This window comes from Lysinibacillus sp. SGAir0095 (assembly GCF_005491425.1).
GTDB lineage: Bacteria > Bacillota > Bacilli > Bacillales_A > Planococcaceae > Ureibacillus.
Genome location: NZ_CP028083.1, coordinates 1 through 15,911, shown reverse-complemented (window position 1 = coordinate 15,911; position 15,911 = coordinate 1). Strand labels below are relative to the sequence as shown.

The window sequence follows — 15,911 nt, the reverse complement described above, 5'->3', positions numbered from 1 at the left end:
CTCTCAAAACTGGATAAAGACATTGATTGCATTCAAGATTTGGTTAAGTCCTCGATCGATTAGTATTCGTCAGCTCCATGTGTCACCACACTTCCACCTCGAACCTATCTACCTCATCGTCTTTGAGGGATCTTACTTACTTGCGTAATGGGAAATCTCATCTTGAGGGGGGCTTCATGCTTAGATGCTTTCAGCACTTATCCCGTCCACACATAGCTACCCAGCGATGCCTTTGGCAAGACAACTGGTACACCAGCGGTGTGTCCATCCCGGTCCTCTCGTACTAAGGACAGCTCCTCTCAAATTTCCTACGCCCACGACGGATAGGGACCGAACTGTCTCACGACGTTCTGAACCCAGCTCGCGTACCGCTTTAATGGGCGAACAGCCCAACCCTTGGGACCGACTACAGCCCCAGGATGCGATGAGCCGACATCGAGGTGCCAAACCTCCCCGTCGATGTGGACTCTTGGGGGAGATAAGCCTGTTATCCCCGGGGTAGCTTTTATCCGTTGAGCGATGGCCCTTCCATGCGGAACCACCGGATCACTAAGCCCGTCTTTCGACCCTGCTCGACTTGTAGGTCTCGCAGTCAAGCTCCCTTGTGCCTTTACACTCTACGAATGATTTCCAACCATTCTGAGGGAACCTTTGGGCGCCTCCGTTACCTTTTAGGAGGCGACCGCCCCAGTCAAACTGTCCACCTGACACTGTCTCCTACCCGGCTTACGGGTATGGGTTAGAATTTCAATACAACCAGGGTAGTATCCCACCGACGCCTCCCTCGAAGCTGGCGCTCCGAGTTCTCTGGCTCCTACCTATCCTGTACAAGTTGTACCAAAATTCAATATCAGGCTACAGTAAAGCTCCACGGGGTCTTTCCGTCCTGTCGCGGGTAACCTGCATCTTCACAGGTACTATAATTTCACCGAGTCTCTCGTTGAGACAGTGCCCAGATCGTTACGCCTTTCGTGCGGGTCGGAACTTACCCGACAAGGAATTTCGCTACCTTAGGACCGTTATAGTTACGGCCGCCGTTTACTGGGGCTTCAATTCAGAGCTTCGCTTGCGCTAACCCCTCCTCTTAACCTTCCAGCACCGGGCAGGCGTCAGCCCCTATACGTCACCTTACGGTTTTGCAGAGACCTGTGTTTTTGCTAAACAGTCGCCTGGGCCTATTCACTGCGGCTCTCATTGCTGAGAGCACCCCTTCTCCCGAAGTTACGGGGTCATTTTGCCGAGTTCCTTAACGAGAGTTCTCTCGCACACCTTAGGATTCTCTCCTCGACTACCTGTGTCGGTTTGCGGTACGGGCACCTCCCGCCTCGCTAGAGGCTTTTCTTGGCAGCGTGAAATCAGATACTTCGCTCTAAAGAGCTCCCCATCACAGCTCAACGTTACAGGAAGCGGATTTGCCTACTTCCACGCCTTACTGCTTGGGCGTACTCAACCAACGGTACGCTTATCTTATCCTACTGCGTCCCCCCATTACTCAAACGGCGGGGAGGTGGTACAGGAATATCAACCTGTTGTCCATCGTCTACGCCTATCGGCCTCGACTTAGGTCCCGACTAACCCTGAGCGGACGAGCCTTCCTCAGGAAACCTTAGTCATACGGTGGATGGGATTCTCACCCATCTTTCGCTACTCATACCGGCATTCTCACTTCTAAGCGCTCCACCAGTCCTTCCGGTCTGACTTCAACGCACTTAGAACGCTCTCCTACCACGGACATCTTAGATGTCCATCCACAGCTTCGGTGAATCGTTTAGCCCCGATACATTTTCGGCGCAGCGTCACTCGACCAGTGAGCTATTACGCACTCTTTAAATGATGGCTGCTTCTAAGCCAACATCCTGGTTGTCTAAGCAACGCCACATCCTTTTCCACTTAACGATTACTTTGGGACCTTAGCTGGTGGTCTGGGCTGTTTCCCTTTTGACTACGGATCTTATCACTCGCAGTCTGACTCCCGTGTATAAATATCTGGCATTCGGAGTTTGTCTGAATTCGGTAAAGCGAGATGCCCCCCTAGTCCAAACAGTGCTCTACCTCCAGTATTCTCTATCACGAGGCTAGCCCTAAAGCTATTTCGGAGAGAACCAGCTATCTCCAAGTTCGATTGGAATTTCTCCGCTACCCACACCTCATCCCCGCACTTTTCAACGTGCGTGGGTTCGGGCCTCCAGTGAGTGTTACCTCACCTTCACCCTGGACATGGGTAGATCACCTGGTTTCGGGTCTACGACCACGTACTCATTCGCCCTATTCAGACTCGCTTTCGCTACGGCTCCGCCTTCTCAGCTTAACCTTGCACGTAATCGTAACTCGCCGGTTCATTCTACAAAAGGCACGCTATCACCCATTAACGGGCTCTAACTACTTGTAGGCACACGGTTTCAGGTTCTATTTCACTCCCCTTCCGGGGTGCTTTTCACCTTTCCCTCACGGTACTGGTTCACTATCGGTCACTAGGTAGTATTTAGCCTTGGGAGATGGTCCTCCCGGATTCCGACGGAATTTCACGTGTTCCGCCGTACTCAGGATACACTCAAGAGAGAATGAACTTTCGACTACGGGGCTTTTACCCGCTATGGCGGACCTTTCCAGATCGCTTCGCCTAATTCATTCCTTTGTAACTCCATATAGAGTGTCCTACAACCCCAAGAGGCAAGCCTCTTGGTTTGGGCTCTTCCCGTTTCGCTCGCCGCTACTCAGGGAATCGAATAATTTCTTTCTCTTCCTCCAGGTACTTAGATGTTTCAGTTCCCTGGGTCTGCCTTCAAGACGCTATGTATTCACGTCAAGATACTGTTCCATTACGAACAGTGGGTTCCCCCATTCGGAAATCTCCGGATCAAAGCTTACTTACAGCTCCCCGAAGCATATCGGTGTTAGTGCCGTCCTTCTTCGGCTCCTAGTGCCAAGGCATCCACCGTGCGCCCTTAATAACTTAACCTATAAAGATCAGTTACTGCTTTTCTAAAAAAGAAAAGACTTAAGAACTACACAATCAATTACTTGAATTTTGTTGCTTTCAATGTCGTTTTATCCAGTTTTCAAAGAACAAGTATACTAAATTCAATCACAATGTCATTGAATAGTAATATAAATTTGGTGGAGCCTAGCGGGATCGAACCGCTGACCTCCTGCGTGCAAGGCAGGCGCTCTCCCAGCTGAGCTAAGGCCCCAAAAAGGTATATATGGTGGGCCTAAATGGACTCGAACCATCGACCTCACGCTTATCAGGCGTGCGCTCTAACCAGCTGAGCTATAGGCCCTCTTTGAAGTTTATATAAATTAAATTGTTATGATAAATCTTCAAAACTGAACACAAAACGTTAATGTTGGTTTGACCACAGAAGGTCAACCATTCCGTTAAATATCCTTAGAAAGGAGGTGATCCAGCCGCACCTTCCGATACGGCTACCTTGTTACGACTTCACCCCAATCATCTGTCCCACCTTCGACGGCTGGCTCCCAAAAGGGTTACCCCACCGGCTTCGGGTGTTACAAACTCTCGTGGTGTGACGGGCGGTGTGTACAAGGCCCGGGAACGTATTCACCGCGGCATGCTGATCCGCGATTACTAGCGATTCCGGCTTCATGTAGGCGAGTTGCAGCCTACAATCCGAACTGAGAACGGTTTTATCGGATTAGCTCCCCCTCGCGGGTTGGCAACCGTTTGTACCGTCCATTGTAGCACGTGTGTAGCCCAGGTCATAAGGGGCATGATGATTTGACGTCATCCCCACCTTCCTCCGGTTTGTCACCGGCAGTCTCCTTAGAGTGCCCAACTAAATGATGGCAACTAAGAACAAGGGTTGCGCTCGTTGCGGGACTTAACCCAACATCTCACGACACGAGCTGACGACAACCATGCACCACCTGTCACCACTGTCCCCGAAGGGAAAGCTATGTCTCCATAGCGGTCAATGGGATGTCAAGACCTGGTAAGGTTCTTCGCGTTGCTTCGAATTAAACCACATGCTCCACCGCTTGTGCGGGCCCCCGTCAATTCCTTTGAGTTTCAGTCTTGCGACCGTACTCCCCAGGCGGAGTGCTTAATGCGTTAGCTGCAGCACTAAGGGGCGGAAACCCCCTAACACTTAGCACTCATCGTTTACGGCGTGGACTACCAGGGTATCTAATCCTGTTTGCTCCCCACGCTTTCGCGCCTCAGTGTCAGTTACAGACCAGAAAGTCGCCTTCGCCACTGGTGTTCCTCCAAATCTCTACGCATTTCACCGCTACACTTGGAATTCCACTTTCCTCTTCTGCACTCAAGTCCCCCAGTTTCCAATGACCCTCCACGGTTGAGCCGTGGGCTTTCACATCAGACTTAAAGGACCACCTGCGCGCGCTTTACGCCCAATAATTCCGGACAACGCTTGCCACCTACGTATTACCGCGGCTGCTGGCACGTAGTTAGCCGTGGCTTTCTAATAAGGTACCGTCAAGGTACAGCCAGTTACTACTGTACTTGTTCTTCCCTTACAACAGAGTTTTACGATCCGAAAACCTTCTTCACTCACGCGGCGTTGCTCCATCAGGCTTTCGCCCATTGTGGAAGATTCCCTACTGCTGCCTCCCGTAGGAGTCTGGGCCGTGTCTCAGTCCCAGTGTGGCCGATCACCCTCTCAGGTCGGCTACGCATCGTCGCCTTGGTGAGCCGTTACCTCACCAACTAGCTAATGCGCCGCGGGCCCATCCTATAGCGATAGCGTAAACCATCTTTCAACATTTCAACAGGAGATGAAATGTATTATTCGGTATTAGCCCCGGTTTCCCGGAGTTATCCCCAACTATAGGGCAGGTTGCCCACGTGTTACTCACCCGTCCGCCGCTAACTTGACAGGAGCAAGCTCCCATCAAGTCCGCTCGACTTGCATGTATTAGGCACGCCGCCAGCGTTCGTCCTGAGCCAGGATCAAACTCTCCATAAAAGAGAAAATTTGATTAGCTCAAATTTTTGCTGGCATCAATTTTGATGTCCAAAATTTCGTTTCTCTAAATTAATAGAGGAAACTATATTCATTAACGTTTTGTTGTTCAGTTTTCAAGGTTCATATCGCGTCACCTCTTGGCGACTTATTTATAATAACAAGTATTTAACTAAACGTCAACACTTTAATCAAAAAAAATATTTTTCTATAAAACCTTTTATATTCACTCGCAATTAAATGCCTTAATACTTATATAATACACTACATTCCTTCATTCATTTTATGGAGATTTCTTTGCTCCCCACCTTTTTCACCAAATATAAAAGCACAAGAAAGTAACAAACTTTCTTGCGCTCATTTATATCAAAATAAAGTTTTTACTTATCTGTTATAACCTGCGAAATGTATATGTTTCTTTGTTTTGATAGATCAATAATATCACCCTTATTAACGAGTTTTACTAAAGGTCTTGTAGGTGCAAAACTGTTAATAAACATGACTTCGCCAATCTCTTGATTTGATAATTCAATAATAGTTCCTATCGGAAGTCCAGCAACTAAATCAACAAGGGCTTGGACAACTTTGATATCAAATTTGCCAAACTCCGATTCCTTAATCATTTCGATCACTTTAAATGGCGATTCCTTAGAACGGTAAACACGTTCACTTGTCATTGCATGGAAAGTATCTGCTACTGCAATTATTTGAGAAAATATTGAAATTTTCCCCAGCTTTACGCCTTCCACATATCCACTGCCATCTAGACGTTCATGATGCTGATAAATAGCAAGTTTCATTTCTTCTTTCATAGCTGGTAGACTTTCAACCATTCTGAAACTAAATATTGGATGCTGACGTATTAATAGAAACTCTTGTTCTGTTAAAGTTCCCTTCTTTTCCCTAATATGATGAGGGATTTTTGCCATCCCACAATCCGCCAAGGTCCCAGCTACTGCCATTTGTAAGATAAAGCCTCGTTCATAGCCTAGTTTTTGCGTAACAATCGCACTAATTAAACCCGTAGCAAGACAATGATGATATAAATAATCCTTAGTGTTAGATAGACTGTTAAGCTTAAAAAGAATCGATCGTTCTTCTAGAACTTTATCTATTAGTGGTAAAATAATGCCTCTTACTTTAGTAATATCTACTTTTGAACCCGATTCCCAATCAAAAAATACTTTTTTAAACTCTTCTACGGCATCGAGATATATTTTTTCAAACGACATAAAAGGCTGAGGTACTTCTATTTTTATTTCCGAATTGATTAACTCATCTTTTTGCTCTAGTTGGTTTTCGCTTTCTTCCAATAATACCGGAACTTTAAAGATATTGAATGCTTGCAGAACATGCAGTACTTCCTTGGAAGTTATTGTATTTTTATGGATAATAGGATACTTGGTATTAGCAAATATATCGTCCGCTATTACCTTTCCAACCCTTAAGTTATTGCTATTAACGTAGATAGTTTCCAAACTAAAACCTCATCTCTGTTTAAGTTTTTAAGAAGCTAATAGAGGTATGAATTCTTTACTTACTGTTAGACTTATAAGAATTATACTACACTTACAATCTTTTAAAATCATTTATATGGTTATAAAATTCATCAACCTTCTCAATTTTAAACATAAGAAAAACCAGAAAACCTAAATATGCAGGTTTCTGGTTAATAGTGAATAATCTATATTATTTTTCTTCTGGATCTATCTCTGAAGCTTCAATATCTACTTCCTCAGTCATTTCTGATTCAGTAGTTTCTTCTGATGCATCCTCTTCTATCTCTTCTTCATCTTTTTTTACACGAGCAACTGTTGCAACAAGTTCCTCATTACCTAAACGAATTAATCGGACACCTTGAGTGCTTCGGCCAATAACGGAAATATCATTTACATCCATACGGATTAGAATACCATTGATTGTAATAAGCATAATATCTTCAGTGCCGTCTACTGTTTTAACAGCACACATCGGCCCATTTTTATCTGTAATTTGGATAGTTTTTAACCCTACTCCACCACGGCTTTGTAGACGATATTCTGATTCTGGAGTTCGTTTTCCATAGCCTTTTTCAGTAACAACTAAGATTTCATGTCCTGGTTCAACTATTTCCATCCCAACCACATAATCACTTTCACGTAGCTTGATACCGCGTACACCGGATGCCGTTCGTCCCATAGAACGAATCTCTTCTTCCTTGAATCGGATGAGCATTCCATCATGTGTTCCGATAATGACGTCTTTTGTTCCATCCGTTAAACGTACAGAAATTAAATCATCATCATCATGAAGATTAATGGCAATTAAACCACTTGTGCGAATATGTGCGAATTGTGAAAGCTGAGTTCGTTTTGTAATACCTGTTTTCGTAGTAAAGATTAAATAAGCATCCTCTTTGAATTCATCAACACGGATCATGGCAGTTACTTTTTCTTCTTTTTCTAGATTTAACAGATTTACAATCGGTAGACCTTTAGCTGTACGGCCAAATTCGGGAATTTCATATCCTTTTGCACGATATACTTTCCCTTTGGTCGTAAAGAATAAAATCGTATCGTGAGTCGAAGTGAAAAGTAAATGCTCTACGAAATCATCATCATGTGTTCCCATTCCCTGAACACCGCGACCACCACGTTTTTGGCTACGATACGTATTGGAAGCAAGCCTTTTTATGTAGCCATTATGCGTTAAAGTAAGTACAGAATCTTCTCGTGTAATTAAATCTTCGTCTTCAATCATTTCTAATCCGCCAGCAGTAATTTCTGTACGACGTTTATCATTGAAACGTTCTTTAATTTCGATCATTTCTGTTCGAATAATGTCGATGATTTTACCTTCATCAGCTAAAATAGCTCTTAATTTACTAATTAAAGCTTGAAGCTCTTGATATTCATTTTCAATTTTCTCACGTTCTAAACCACTTAAACGGACCAGACGCATATCTAAGATTGCTTGTGCTTGACGGTCAGTTAAGCTGAAACGTTCCATTAAGATTGGTTTTGCTTCATCACCTGAACGGGATGAACGAATGATTGAAATGATTTCATCAATATGATCAAGGGCTATTCTTAAACCTTCTAAAATATGAGCTCGATCTTCTGCTTTTTTCAGCTCGAATTGTGTACGACGAGTGATCACTACTTTTTGATGCTCTAAGTAGTGATGCAGGACTTCCTTCAAACTCAATACTTTAGGTTGACCATCTACTAAAGCCAGCATGTTCACACCGAAGTTTGATTGCATCGCTGTTTGTTTATATAAATTATTTAAAATTACGTTGGCATTGGCATCTTTACGGATTTCCATTACAATTCGCATACCACGGCGATCGGATTCATCTCGTAAATTTGTAATGCCATCAATTTTTTTATCTCTTACCAATTCAGCAATTTTTTCAATAAGTCTTGCTTTATTTACTTGATAAGGAATTTCGTTAACGATAATTGTTTCTTTTCCATTTGATTTGGTTTCGATTTCTGCTTTTGCACGTACAGTAATTGAACCGCGACCTGTTTCATAGGCACGACGAATACCACTGCGTCCTAATATTACTCCGCCTGTTGGAAAATCTGGGCCAGGAATAATCTCCATCAATTCTTCTGTTGTGATGGCAGGATTTTCAGATAATGCAATCACGGCATCAATTGTTTCACCTAATTGATGTGGTGGAATGTTTGTTGCCATCCCTACCGCAATACCTGATGCACCGTTTAATAATAGATTTGGGATACGAGCAGGTAATACGACTGGCTCTCTTTCATTGCCATCATAGTTATCTTGATAGTCAATTGTATCTTTATTGATATCTCGTAGCATTTCCATCGTGATTTTCGACATACGAGATTCAGTATAACGCATCGCCGCTGCACCATCTCCATCGACAGACCCGAAGTTCCCATGACCATCAACAAGCATATAACGATAGCTAAAAGGCTGCGCCATACGTACCATTGCATCATAAATAGATGAGTCACCATGTGGATGATATTTACCCATAACGTCCCCGACTATACGAGCACTCTTTTTATAGGGCTTATCAGATGTATTTCCCAATTCTTGCATTCCATATAAAATACGACGGTGTACAGGTTTTAAACCGTCACGTACATCTGGTAATGCACGTGAAACAATAACACTCATAGCATAGTTTAAAAATGATGTTTGTACTTCTTCACTTATTTTTATTCCTTTTACACCTTCGTGTTGACTTTCGGACACAAGGAAGACCTCCTTTTAAAACGATCTTATCAAATTCGCCTTGGCGTATGTGCGACTGTCGCAGGCTTTCGTGGCAGTCAAAACATGTGCGCCCAGATTTTATCTTAGCTAAGGCCTGCAAGATGCGGGGGAGTTAGCCTTTATCGCAGGGACACGACCATCATGGGCTAACTCCCTCTTTAAATTTCCTATTAAAAATCTGTGGCACCCGCCGGAGGCATAGCTTCATTAAGTGGGACAAACCCCAACTGAATTGAGTACCTTTAGCGTTCATCTCACCACTTATAGAAGATTGAAGAATTATACTGAATGAAGTTAGATATCTAAGTTTTGAACGTAAACTGCATTTTCTTCAATGAATCGTCTACGAGGCTCTACCTCATCACCCATTAACTCTTGGAATATTTCATCTGCTCTCATGGCATCATCCAGTTCCACTTGTAAAAGCGTACGATGCTCAGGATCCATTGTTGTATCCCATAATTGTTCAGCGTTCATCTCACCTAAACCTTTGTAGCGTTGAACGACTGGTTTTGGTGTATTTCCTAAACGAGTTAATATTTCTTGAAGCTCTTCATCAGAGTAACAATACTCCACATGTTTACCTTGTTTAATTTGATATAAAGGCGGTTGAGCAGCATATACATAGCCTGCTTCAATTAGTGGACGCATGAATCTAAAGAAGAATGTAAGTAATAATATACGAATGTGAGCTCCGTCAACATCGGCATCTGTCATAATGACAATTTTATGATAACGTGCTTTTTCTAAATCGAACTCTTCACCAATCCCCGTACCAAAGGCAGTAATCATGGCACGAATTTCCGCGTTCGATAAAATACGGTTTAAATTCGCTTTTTCAACATTTAAGATTTTTCCGCGCAACGGTAAGATTGCTTGGAAATAACGGTCACGACCTGATTTAGCTGAACCACCCGCAGAATCTCCCTCTACGATATAGATTTCAGATTCAGATGGATTTGTTGAAGTACAGTCTGCTAGTTTACCTGGTAAACTTGAAATTTCTAATGCTGATTTACGACGTGTAAATTCACGAGCTTTTTTCGCTGCAACTCGTGCACGAGCAGCCATTAAACCTTTTTCAATAATTTTACGTGCAACAGAAGGGTTTTCTAGCATAAAACGTTCGAATCCTTCAGAGAATAATGAGTTTGTAATAGAGCTTACCTCTGAGTTTCCTAGCTTTGTTTTTGTTTGCCCTTCAAATTGAGGCTCAGGATGTTTAACCGATACAATTGCAGTTAACCCCTCACGTACATCCTCACCTGAAAGATTTGTGTCTGCATCTTTTAACATGCTATTTTTACGCGCATAGTCATTGATTACACGTGTAAGTGCTGTTTTGAATCCAGACTCGTGGGTACCACCTTCATAGGTATTAATGTTATTGGCAAATGAATAAATGTTTGAAGAGAATCCTTCGTTGTATTGCATAGCAATTTCAACTGCAATTCCGTCCTTTTCGCCTGTCACATCAATTGGTTCATGAATCGGTTCTTTTGATTTATTTAAATGTTCGACATACTCACGAATCCCACCCTCAAAGTGGAAGCTATCTGAACGTAATTCTTCTTCACGTTCATCTTGTATCGTAATTCGAATACCACGGTTTAAATAAGCTAGTTCGCGAATACGCGTAGCTAATATGTCATATTCATAAACAGTTGTTTCTTTAAAAATTTCCGGATCGGCTTTGAAGCGTGTTGTTGTACCGGTTTCATCAGAATCGCCAACTACTTTTAATGGTTGTACTGTTTGACCACGTTCAAATTTAATACTATGAATGTGACCATCACGTTTAACATAAACCTCTGTATCAAGTGATAATGCATTTACAACAGAGGCACCTACACCATGTAGTCCACCTGATACCTTATAACCGCCACCGCCGAATTTTCCTCCTGCGTGTAACACAGTCATAATTACTTCAACTGCTGGCATACCCATTTTTTCTTGAATACTAACTGGGATTCCACGTCCATTATCTTCTACTCGAATCCAGTTTTCCTTTTCAATTGCAACAGTAATATGATCACAGAAACCCGCTAATGCTTCATCAATACTGTTATCCACGATTTCCCAAACTAAATGGTGAAGCCCTTTAGAGCTTGTGGAGCCGATATACATCCCTGGACGTTTACGAACAGCCTCTAAACCTTCTAAAACCTGAATCTGATCGGCATCATATGCTTGTTGTACTTGTTTCTCTTCTAAAGCCACCATATTCACCTACTCTTTCATTACCTCAGTATGTGTCAAAAATAAAAAGCTTTAACAAAATTTCTAAAACTTTCTAAATATAATTTAAAAAATCTATATCATAACTTTTTGCACGCTTTTCCTAAACTCGATAGTTTTTGCCCACTAAAAAGACCATAGAGCAATTTAAGGTGATTGCAGTTGCAAAAAGTGTTTTTATAATTTTTAACTTTCGATTGTACCCTGTTTCACGTGAAACATCTTAGCATGCTGTATTGTTTCATGATGAATCCCATCAACACTTGTTGTTGTGACAAACGTTTGCACTTCACCTTGAATGGTATTTAATAAATGTGATTGGCGATAATCATCCAACTCAGACAATACATCATCTAAAAGCAGAATAGGTGCTTCCTTTGTTTCTTGCTTAATCAACTCTATTTCAGCAAGTTTCAAAGACAACGCTGTTGTACGTTGCTGTCCTTGGGAGCCGTAAGTTTGTACATCATAGTCATTTACAAAAAATTGTAAATCATCACGATGTGGGCCTACTAATGTTACGCCCCTTTCAAGCTCTCTCTTTTTTACTTCTGCGAGTTTCTTTTCGAGATATGTAGCCATTTCTTGTTCAGACCATTCAGGATTTAGCCCTGTAGTTGCACGGTATTTAATCGTTAATTTTTCGAGACCGCGTGAGATACCAGAATGGATTTTTTCAGCCCATTCTTGTAAAAGTTCAATAAACTGAAGTCTTTTACGAATAATTTGGACAGCTGAGTGAATATATTGCTCAGTATATATTGCAAATAAAACATCATCGATTTGCTGTTTTCCTTGATTAATCTTTAACAAATGATTACGTTGTTTTAATAATTTTTGAAATGTAAGTAAATCATGCAGATAGACCGGTGAGATTTGACCGATCTCCATATCAATAAAACGACGTCTTATTTGCGGATTTCCTTTTACAACATTTAAATCCTCTGGTGCAAACATGACAACGTTCATTTGACCTATATAATTACTTAATTTCGTTTGTTCTAAATGGTTTATTTTTCCTTTTTTACCTTTTTTGGTAATGGATAGTTCCATAGGAATGCTGCCATAACGATTTTTTACAACACCATCTATTTTACCATAGTCTGCGTCCCAACGGATTAATTCTTTATCGTTACTTGTTCGGTGAGATTTGGCCATAGCTAAAACATAGATCGATTCCATCACATTTGTTTTCCCTTGAGCATTTTCTCCGATAAACACATTAATCTTAGGTGAAAAATCTAATTTTAATGTTTCATAGTTACGATAATTTGTAAGCTTTAAATGCTCGATGAACATTTAATTTTCTCCGTTCTTATTTACGATGACGAATCTTCCACAACCAGGAATATTTATGACATCACCATGTCGTAATTTGCGTCCACGTCGTTGATCAACTTCACCGTTTACATAGACATCATTTTCTTGAAGAAACCATTTAGACATGCCGCCTGAACTAATGGCATCCGTCATTTTTAGTGCTTGGCCAAGGGTAATAAATTCTGTATCGATTACAAGTTCATCCAAAGTATTTCATCCTCCGTTACACATACATCTATCCATCTATCATACCTAAAATTGATCAAAAACTCAAAGAAAGCAGAAGAAATCCCCCATCTTCATAAAATAAAAGTCAAAATATAATAGAAAACCACGATTTAGGTCCATAAACAAGTAGAGAAATACTGCTTTTTAGAGCTAAGTTTCTTATATTGAATTCTAAATTAAAATAGAGCGTCCCATAAATGTCGAGACGCCCTTCTAACAGTAAATTTACATATGCTTTTAATACTTATAATCGAACTGTGGTTATCACTAGATTGAAATTCAAAAATAAATTAATACGTTCTTACAGGTAAGATCAATTGTAAAATTGCATCATCATGAACAGAACGTAAAATGAATGGACGCATTGCTCCTGTGAATTGAATCACTACATCTTGTCCATCAATTGCCTTTAATGCTTCCATCATGTATTTCGCACTGAATGAGATTTTTAAATTTTCCCCCTCAAGCGTTTCAACTTGAATTTGTTCCTCTACTTTTCCAATTTCTGGAGAGTTTGAAGAAATTTCGACAATATTGCCATCAAATGTTTCAAAACGAACAACATTATTACGATCTTCACGAGCTAATAAAGAAGCACGGTCAATTGCTTGTAATAAGGATTTTCCGTTAATCGTAATATTTGTTTTATATTCTTCAGGGATTAAACGAGATGTTTCCGGGTAATTACCTTCTAAAAGACGTGAGAAGAATAATACATTATCTGCTTTAAATAAGACTTGTTGACTTGTAATTACGATTTGAACTGGATTTGTTGACTCACCAAGAATTTTATTTAATTCATTTAAGCTCTTCCCAGGTATGACAACTGATTTTACATCTGTTGGCAATTGTTCAAGAGTTGTTTTTCTTCTTGCTAAGCGGTGACTATCTGTAGCTATACAAATTAGTTCGTTGTCGTTAATTTGCCAATTAACACCTGTTAAAACAGGACGGCTTTCAGAAGTTGCAACTGCAAATACCGTTTCACGAATAATTGATTTTAAAAGGTCTGCTGGCATAGCAAATTGTTGATCTGCAGATACTTCTGGTAATAAAGGATATTCTGATGCATCAGATCCTATAAGATGGAATTCAGATTTACCTGAGCGAATATGCGTTTGTAATCCATTTGAAACTTCAATTTCAACATCATTTGTTGGTAATTTACGGACGATTTCGTTAAACATACGAGCTTGTAGCACAATCGAACCAGTTTCAGTAATATTGATTAATTGGTCCCCGTTTTCTTCAACTGGAATGAATGTTTGGATTGTAATATCTGCATCACTACCAGTTAAAGTCATTCCCTCGTTTGTAACATCAATTTTGATTCCCGTTAAAATTGGAATTGTTGTTTTGGAACTTACGGCTTTCATGACATTGTTCAATCCGTCTAGTAAACGATCTCGCATAATATCAAATTTCATCGTTATACCTCACTTATTAATAATATTATTTTTAAAAGATATTAATAGATATAGTAATAGGGCCTGTGGATTTGTGTATAACTTGTTGGAACATGCATAAAATCAACCTATCCACATGTTGATAAGTTGTGGATAAAAATGTGCGGAATTCTATTATTTATCCACAAGCTTATTTACCTAGCATACTACGAATTTGTTTAATATCTTGCTGAAGTAGTTGATCTTCTTTTAATAGTTTTACAATTTTTTCATGGGCATGAATTACAGTTGTATGATCACGCCCTCCAAATTCATCCCCTATTTTAGGCAAAGAAAAATCAGTTAATTCTCTTGATAAATACATGGCCACCTGTCTAGGGAATGCAATCGATTTAGTACGTCTCTTTGCAGAGAAGTCTTCCAATTTAATATTAAAATGCTCTCCAACAGCTGTTTGAATATCTAAAATTGTAATCATTCGCGGTTTTGAATTAGGGATAATGTCTTTTAATGCAGCGGCAGCGAGGTCAGTAGAAATATCTTGATTCACTAAAGACGAATAAGCCACTACACGAATTAAGGCTCCTTCTAATTCTCGAATGTTTGTATCAATTTGATTTGCAATATAATGCATTACTTCGTTAGGTATATTAAGCCCGTCTGCCTTAGCCTTTTTACGAAGAATAGCGATACGTGTTTCTAAATCAGGAGGTGTAATATCGGTAATCAGTCCCCATTCAAAGCGAGAACGGAGACGATCCTCTAAGGTTGGTATCTCCTTTGGCGGTCGATCACTCGAAATAACAATTTGTTTTGATTCTGTATGCAAAGTATTAAATGTATGGAAAAACTCTTCTTGAGTAGACTCTTTTCCAGCCAAAAACTGAATATCATCAATTAGCAAAACATCGACATTGCGATATTTATTGCGGAAATCTACTGCTTTGTTATCACGGATGGAATTAATAAATTCATTCGTGAACTTTTCAGATGATAAATAAACGACTTTTGCATTTGGATTATGCTCTAGCACATAATGACCAATTGCATGCATTAAATGGGTTTTACCCAAACCTACTCCACCATAAATAAAGAACGGGTTATAGGCTTTTGCAGGAGCTTCTGCAACTGCAAGAGATGCTGCATGAGCAAAACGATTCCCAGATCCAATGACAAACGTATCAAACGTATACTTTGGATTTAACATTCCTGGTGAAATTTCTGCATGTTCATCGTCATTTTTTGCCTGGATTACCGGGACCGGTAAATCAAGGTTATCATCGTCCTGATCCTTTTGAACAACAAATTTAATTAGCAAGTCTTCACCTGTTAATTCAGATAAAATGCCCGCGATTAGATGAACATAATGATTTTCAAGCCAATCACGAGCAAATGAGTTTGGCGCGGCGATTGTAACATTAGAACCTTTATAAGAAAGTAATTTCGTTGACTTTAACCACGTCTCAAAGCTTGGTTTTGAAATTTTTTGTTCTACTTGTGCCAGGACATTTTTCCATAATTCTTCTAAATGTTCCAA

7 protein-coding genes, 2 tRNA genes and 2 rRNA genes are annotated in these 15,911 nt (G+C 40.6%); all 11 read right to left on the bottom strand.

Annotated features, from left to right (window positions below):
* Positions 1-39: 39 nt before the first annotated feature.
* Positions 40-2,959 (bottom strand): 23S ribosomal RNA (locus C1N55_RS00055).
* 156 nt (positions 2,960-3,115) lie between these two features.
* Positions 3,116-3,191 (bottom strand) — tRNA-Ala (locus tag C1N55_RS00050).
* A 13-nt stretch (positions 3,192-3,204) separates the two neighbouring features.
* Positions 3,205-3,281: transfer RNA gene (locus C1N55_RS00045), tRNA-Ile, on the bottom strand.
* 111 nt (positions 3,282-3,392) lie between these two features.
* Positions 3,393-4,946: ribosomal RNA gene (locus C1N55_RS00040) — 16S ribosomal RNA — on the bottom strand.
* Together the 16S and 23S rRNA genes with 2 tRNA genes alongside form the textbook arrangement of a ribosomal RNA operon.
* A 377-nt stretch (positions 4,947-5,323) precedes the next feature.
* On the bottom strand, positions 5,324-6,421 hold the full coding sequence (locus tag C1N55_RS00035; protein ID WP_137726939.1) for an HD-GYP domain-containing protein: 1,098 nt from the start codon (positions 6,419-6,421) through the stop codon (positions 5,324-5,326).
* 211 nt (positions 6,422-6,632) lie between these two features.
* Positions 6,633-9,161 (bottom strand): DNA gyrase subunit A, encoded by a 2,529-nt coding sequence (gene gyrA / locus C1N55_RS00030; RefSeq protein WP_137726938.1) that lies wholly within the window; start codon positions 9,159-9,161, stop codon positions 6,633-6,635.
* A 315-nt stretch (positions 9,162-9,476) separates the two neighbouring features.
* Complete coding sequence (gene gyrB, locus C1N55_RS00025) at positions 9,477-11,405, bottom strand: DNA topoisomerase (ATP-hydrolyzing) subunit B (protein WP_205758497.1); 1,929 nt, start codon at positions 11,403-11,405, stop codon at positions 9,477-9,479.
* Positions 11,406-11,606: 201 nt separating this feature from the next.
* Positions 11,607-12,719, bottom strand: coding sequence for a DNA replication/repair protein RecF (gene recF, locus C1N55_RS00020; protein WP_137726937.1), 1,113 nt, complete (start codon positions 12,717-12,719; stop codon positions 11,607-11,609).
* Positions 12,720-12,947: a S4 domain-containing protein YaaA gene (yaaA, locus tag C1N55_RS00015; RefSeq protein ID WP_137726936.1), complete on the bottom strand. Its 228-nt coding sequence runs from the start codon at positions 12,945-12,947 to the stop codon at positions 12,720-12,722. It lies immediately after the preceding gene.
* Between the two features lie 311 nt (positions 12,948-13,258).
* Positions 13,259-14,395, bottom strand: a complete 1,137-nt coding sequence (gene dnaN / locus C1N55_RS00010) for a DNA polymerase III subunit beta (RefSeq protein WP_137726935.1) — start codon at positions 14,393-14,395, stop codon at positions 13,259-13,261.
* Between the two features lie 169 nt (positions 14,396-14,564).
* The gene (gene dnaA, locus C1N55_RS00005; protein WP_137726934.1) at positions 14,565-15,911 is read right to left on the bottom strand and encodes a chromosomal replication initiator protein DnaA; all 1,347 of its coding nucleotides are present in this window, start codon (positions 15,909-15,911) and stop codon (positions 14,565-14,567) included.

Excerpts from the sequence above, each read along its gene's own strand:
- gyrB (WP_205758497.1), bottom strand. The coding sequence starts at position 11,405 with ATGGTGGCTTTAGAAGAGAAACAAGTACAACAAGCATATGATGCCGAT.
- dnaN (WP_137726935.1), bottom strand. The coding sequence starts at position 14,395 with ATGAAATTTGATATTATGCGAGATCGTTTACTAGACGGATTGAACAAT.
- recF (WP_137726937.1), bottom strand. The coding sequence starts at position 12,719 with ATGTTCATCGAGCATTTAAAGCTTACAAATTATCGTAACTATGAAACA.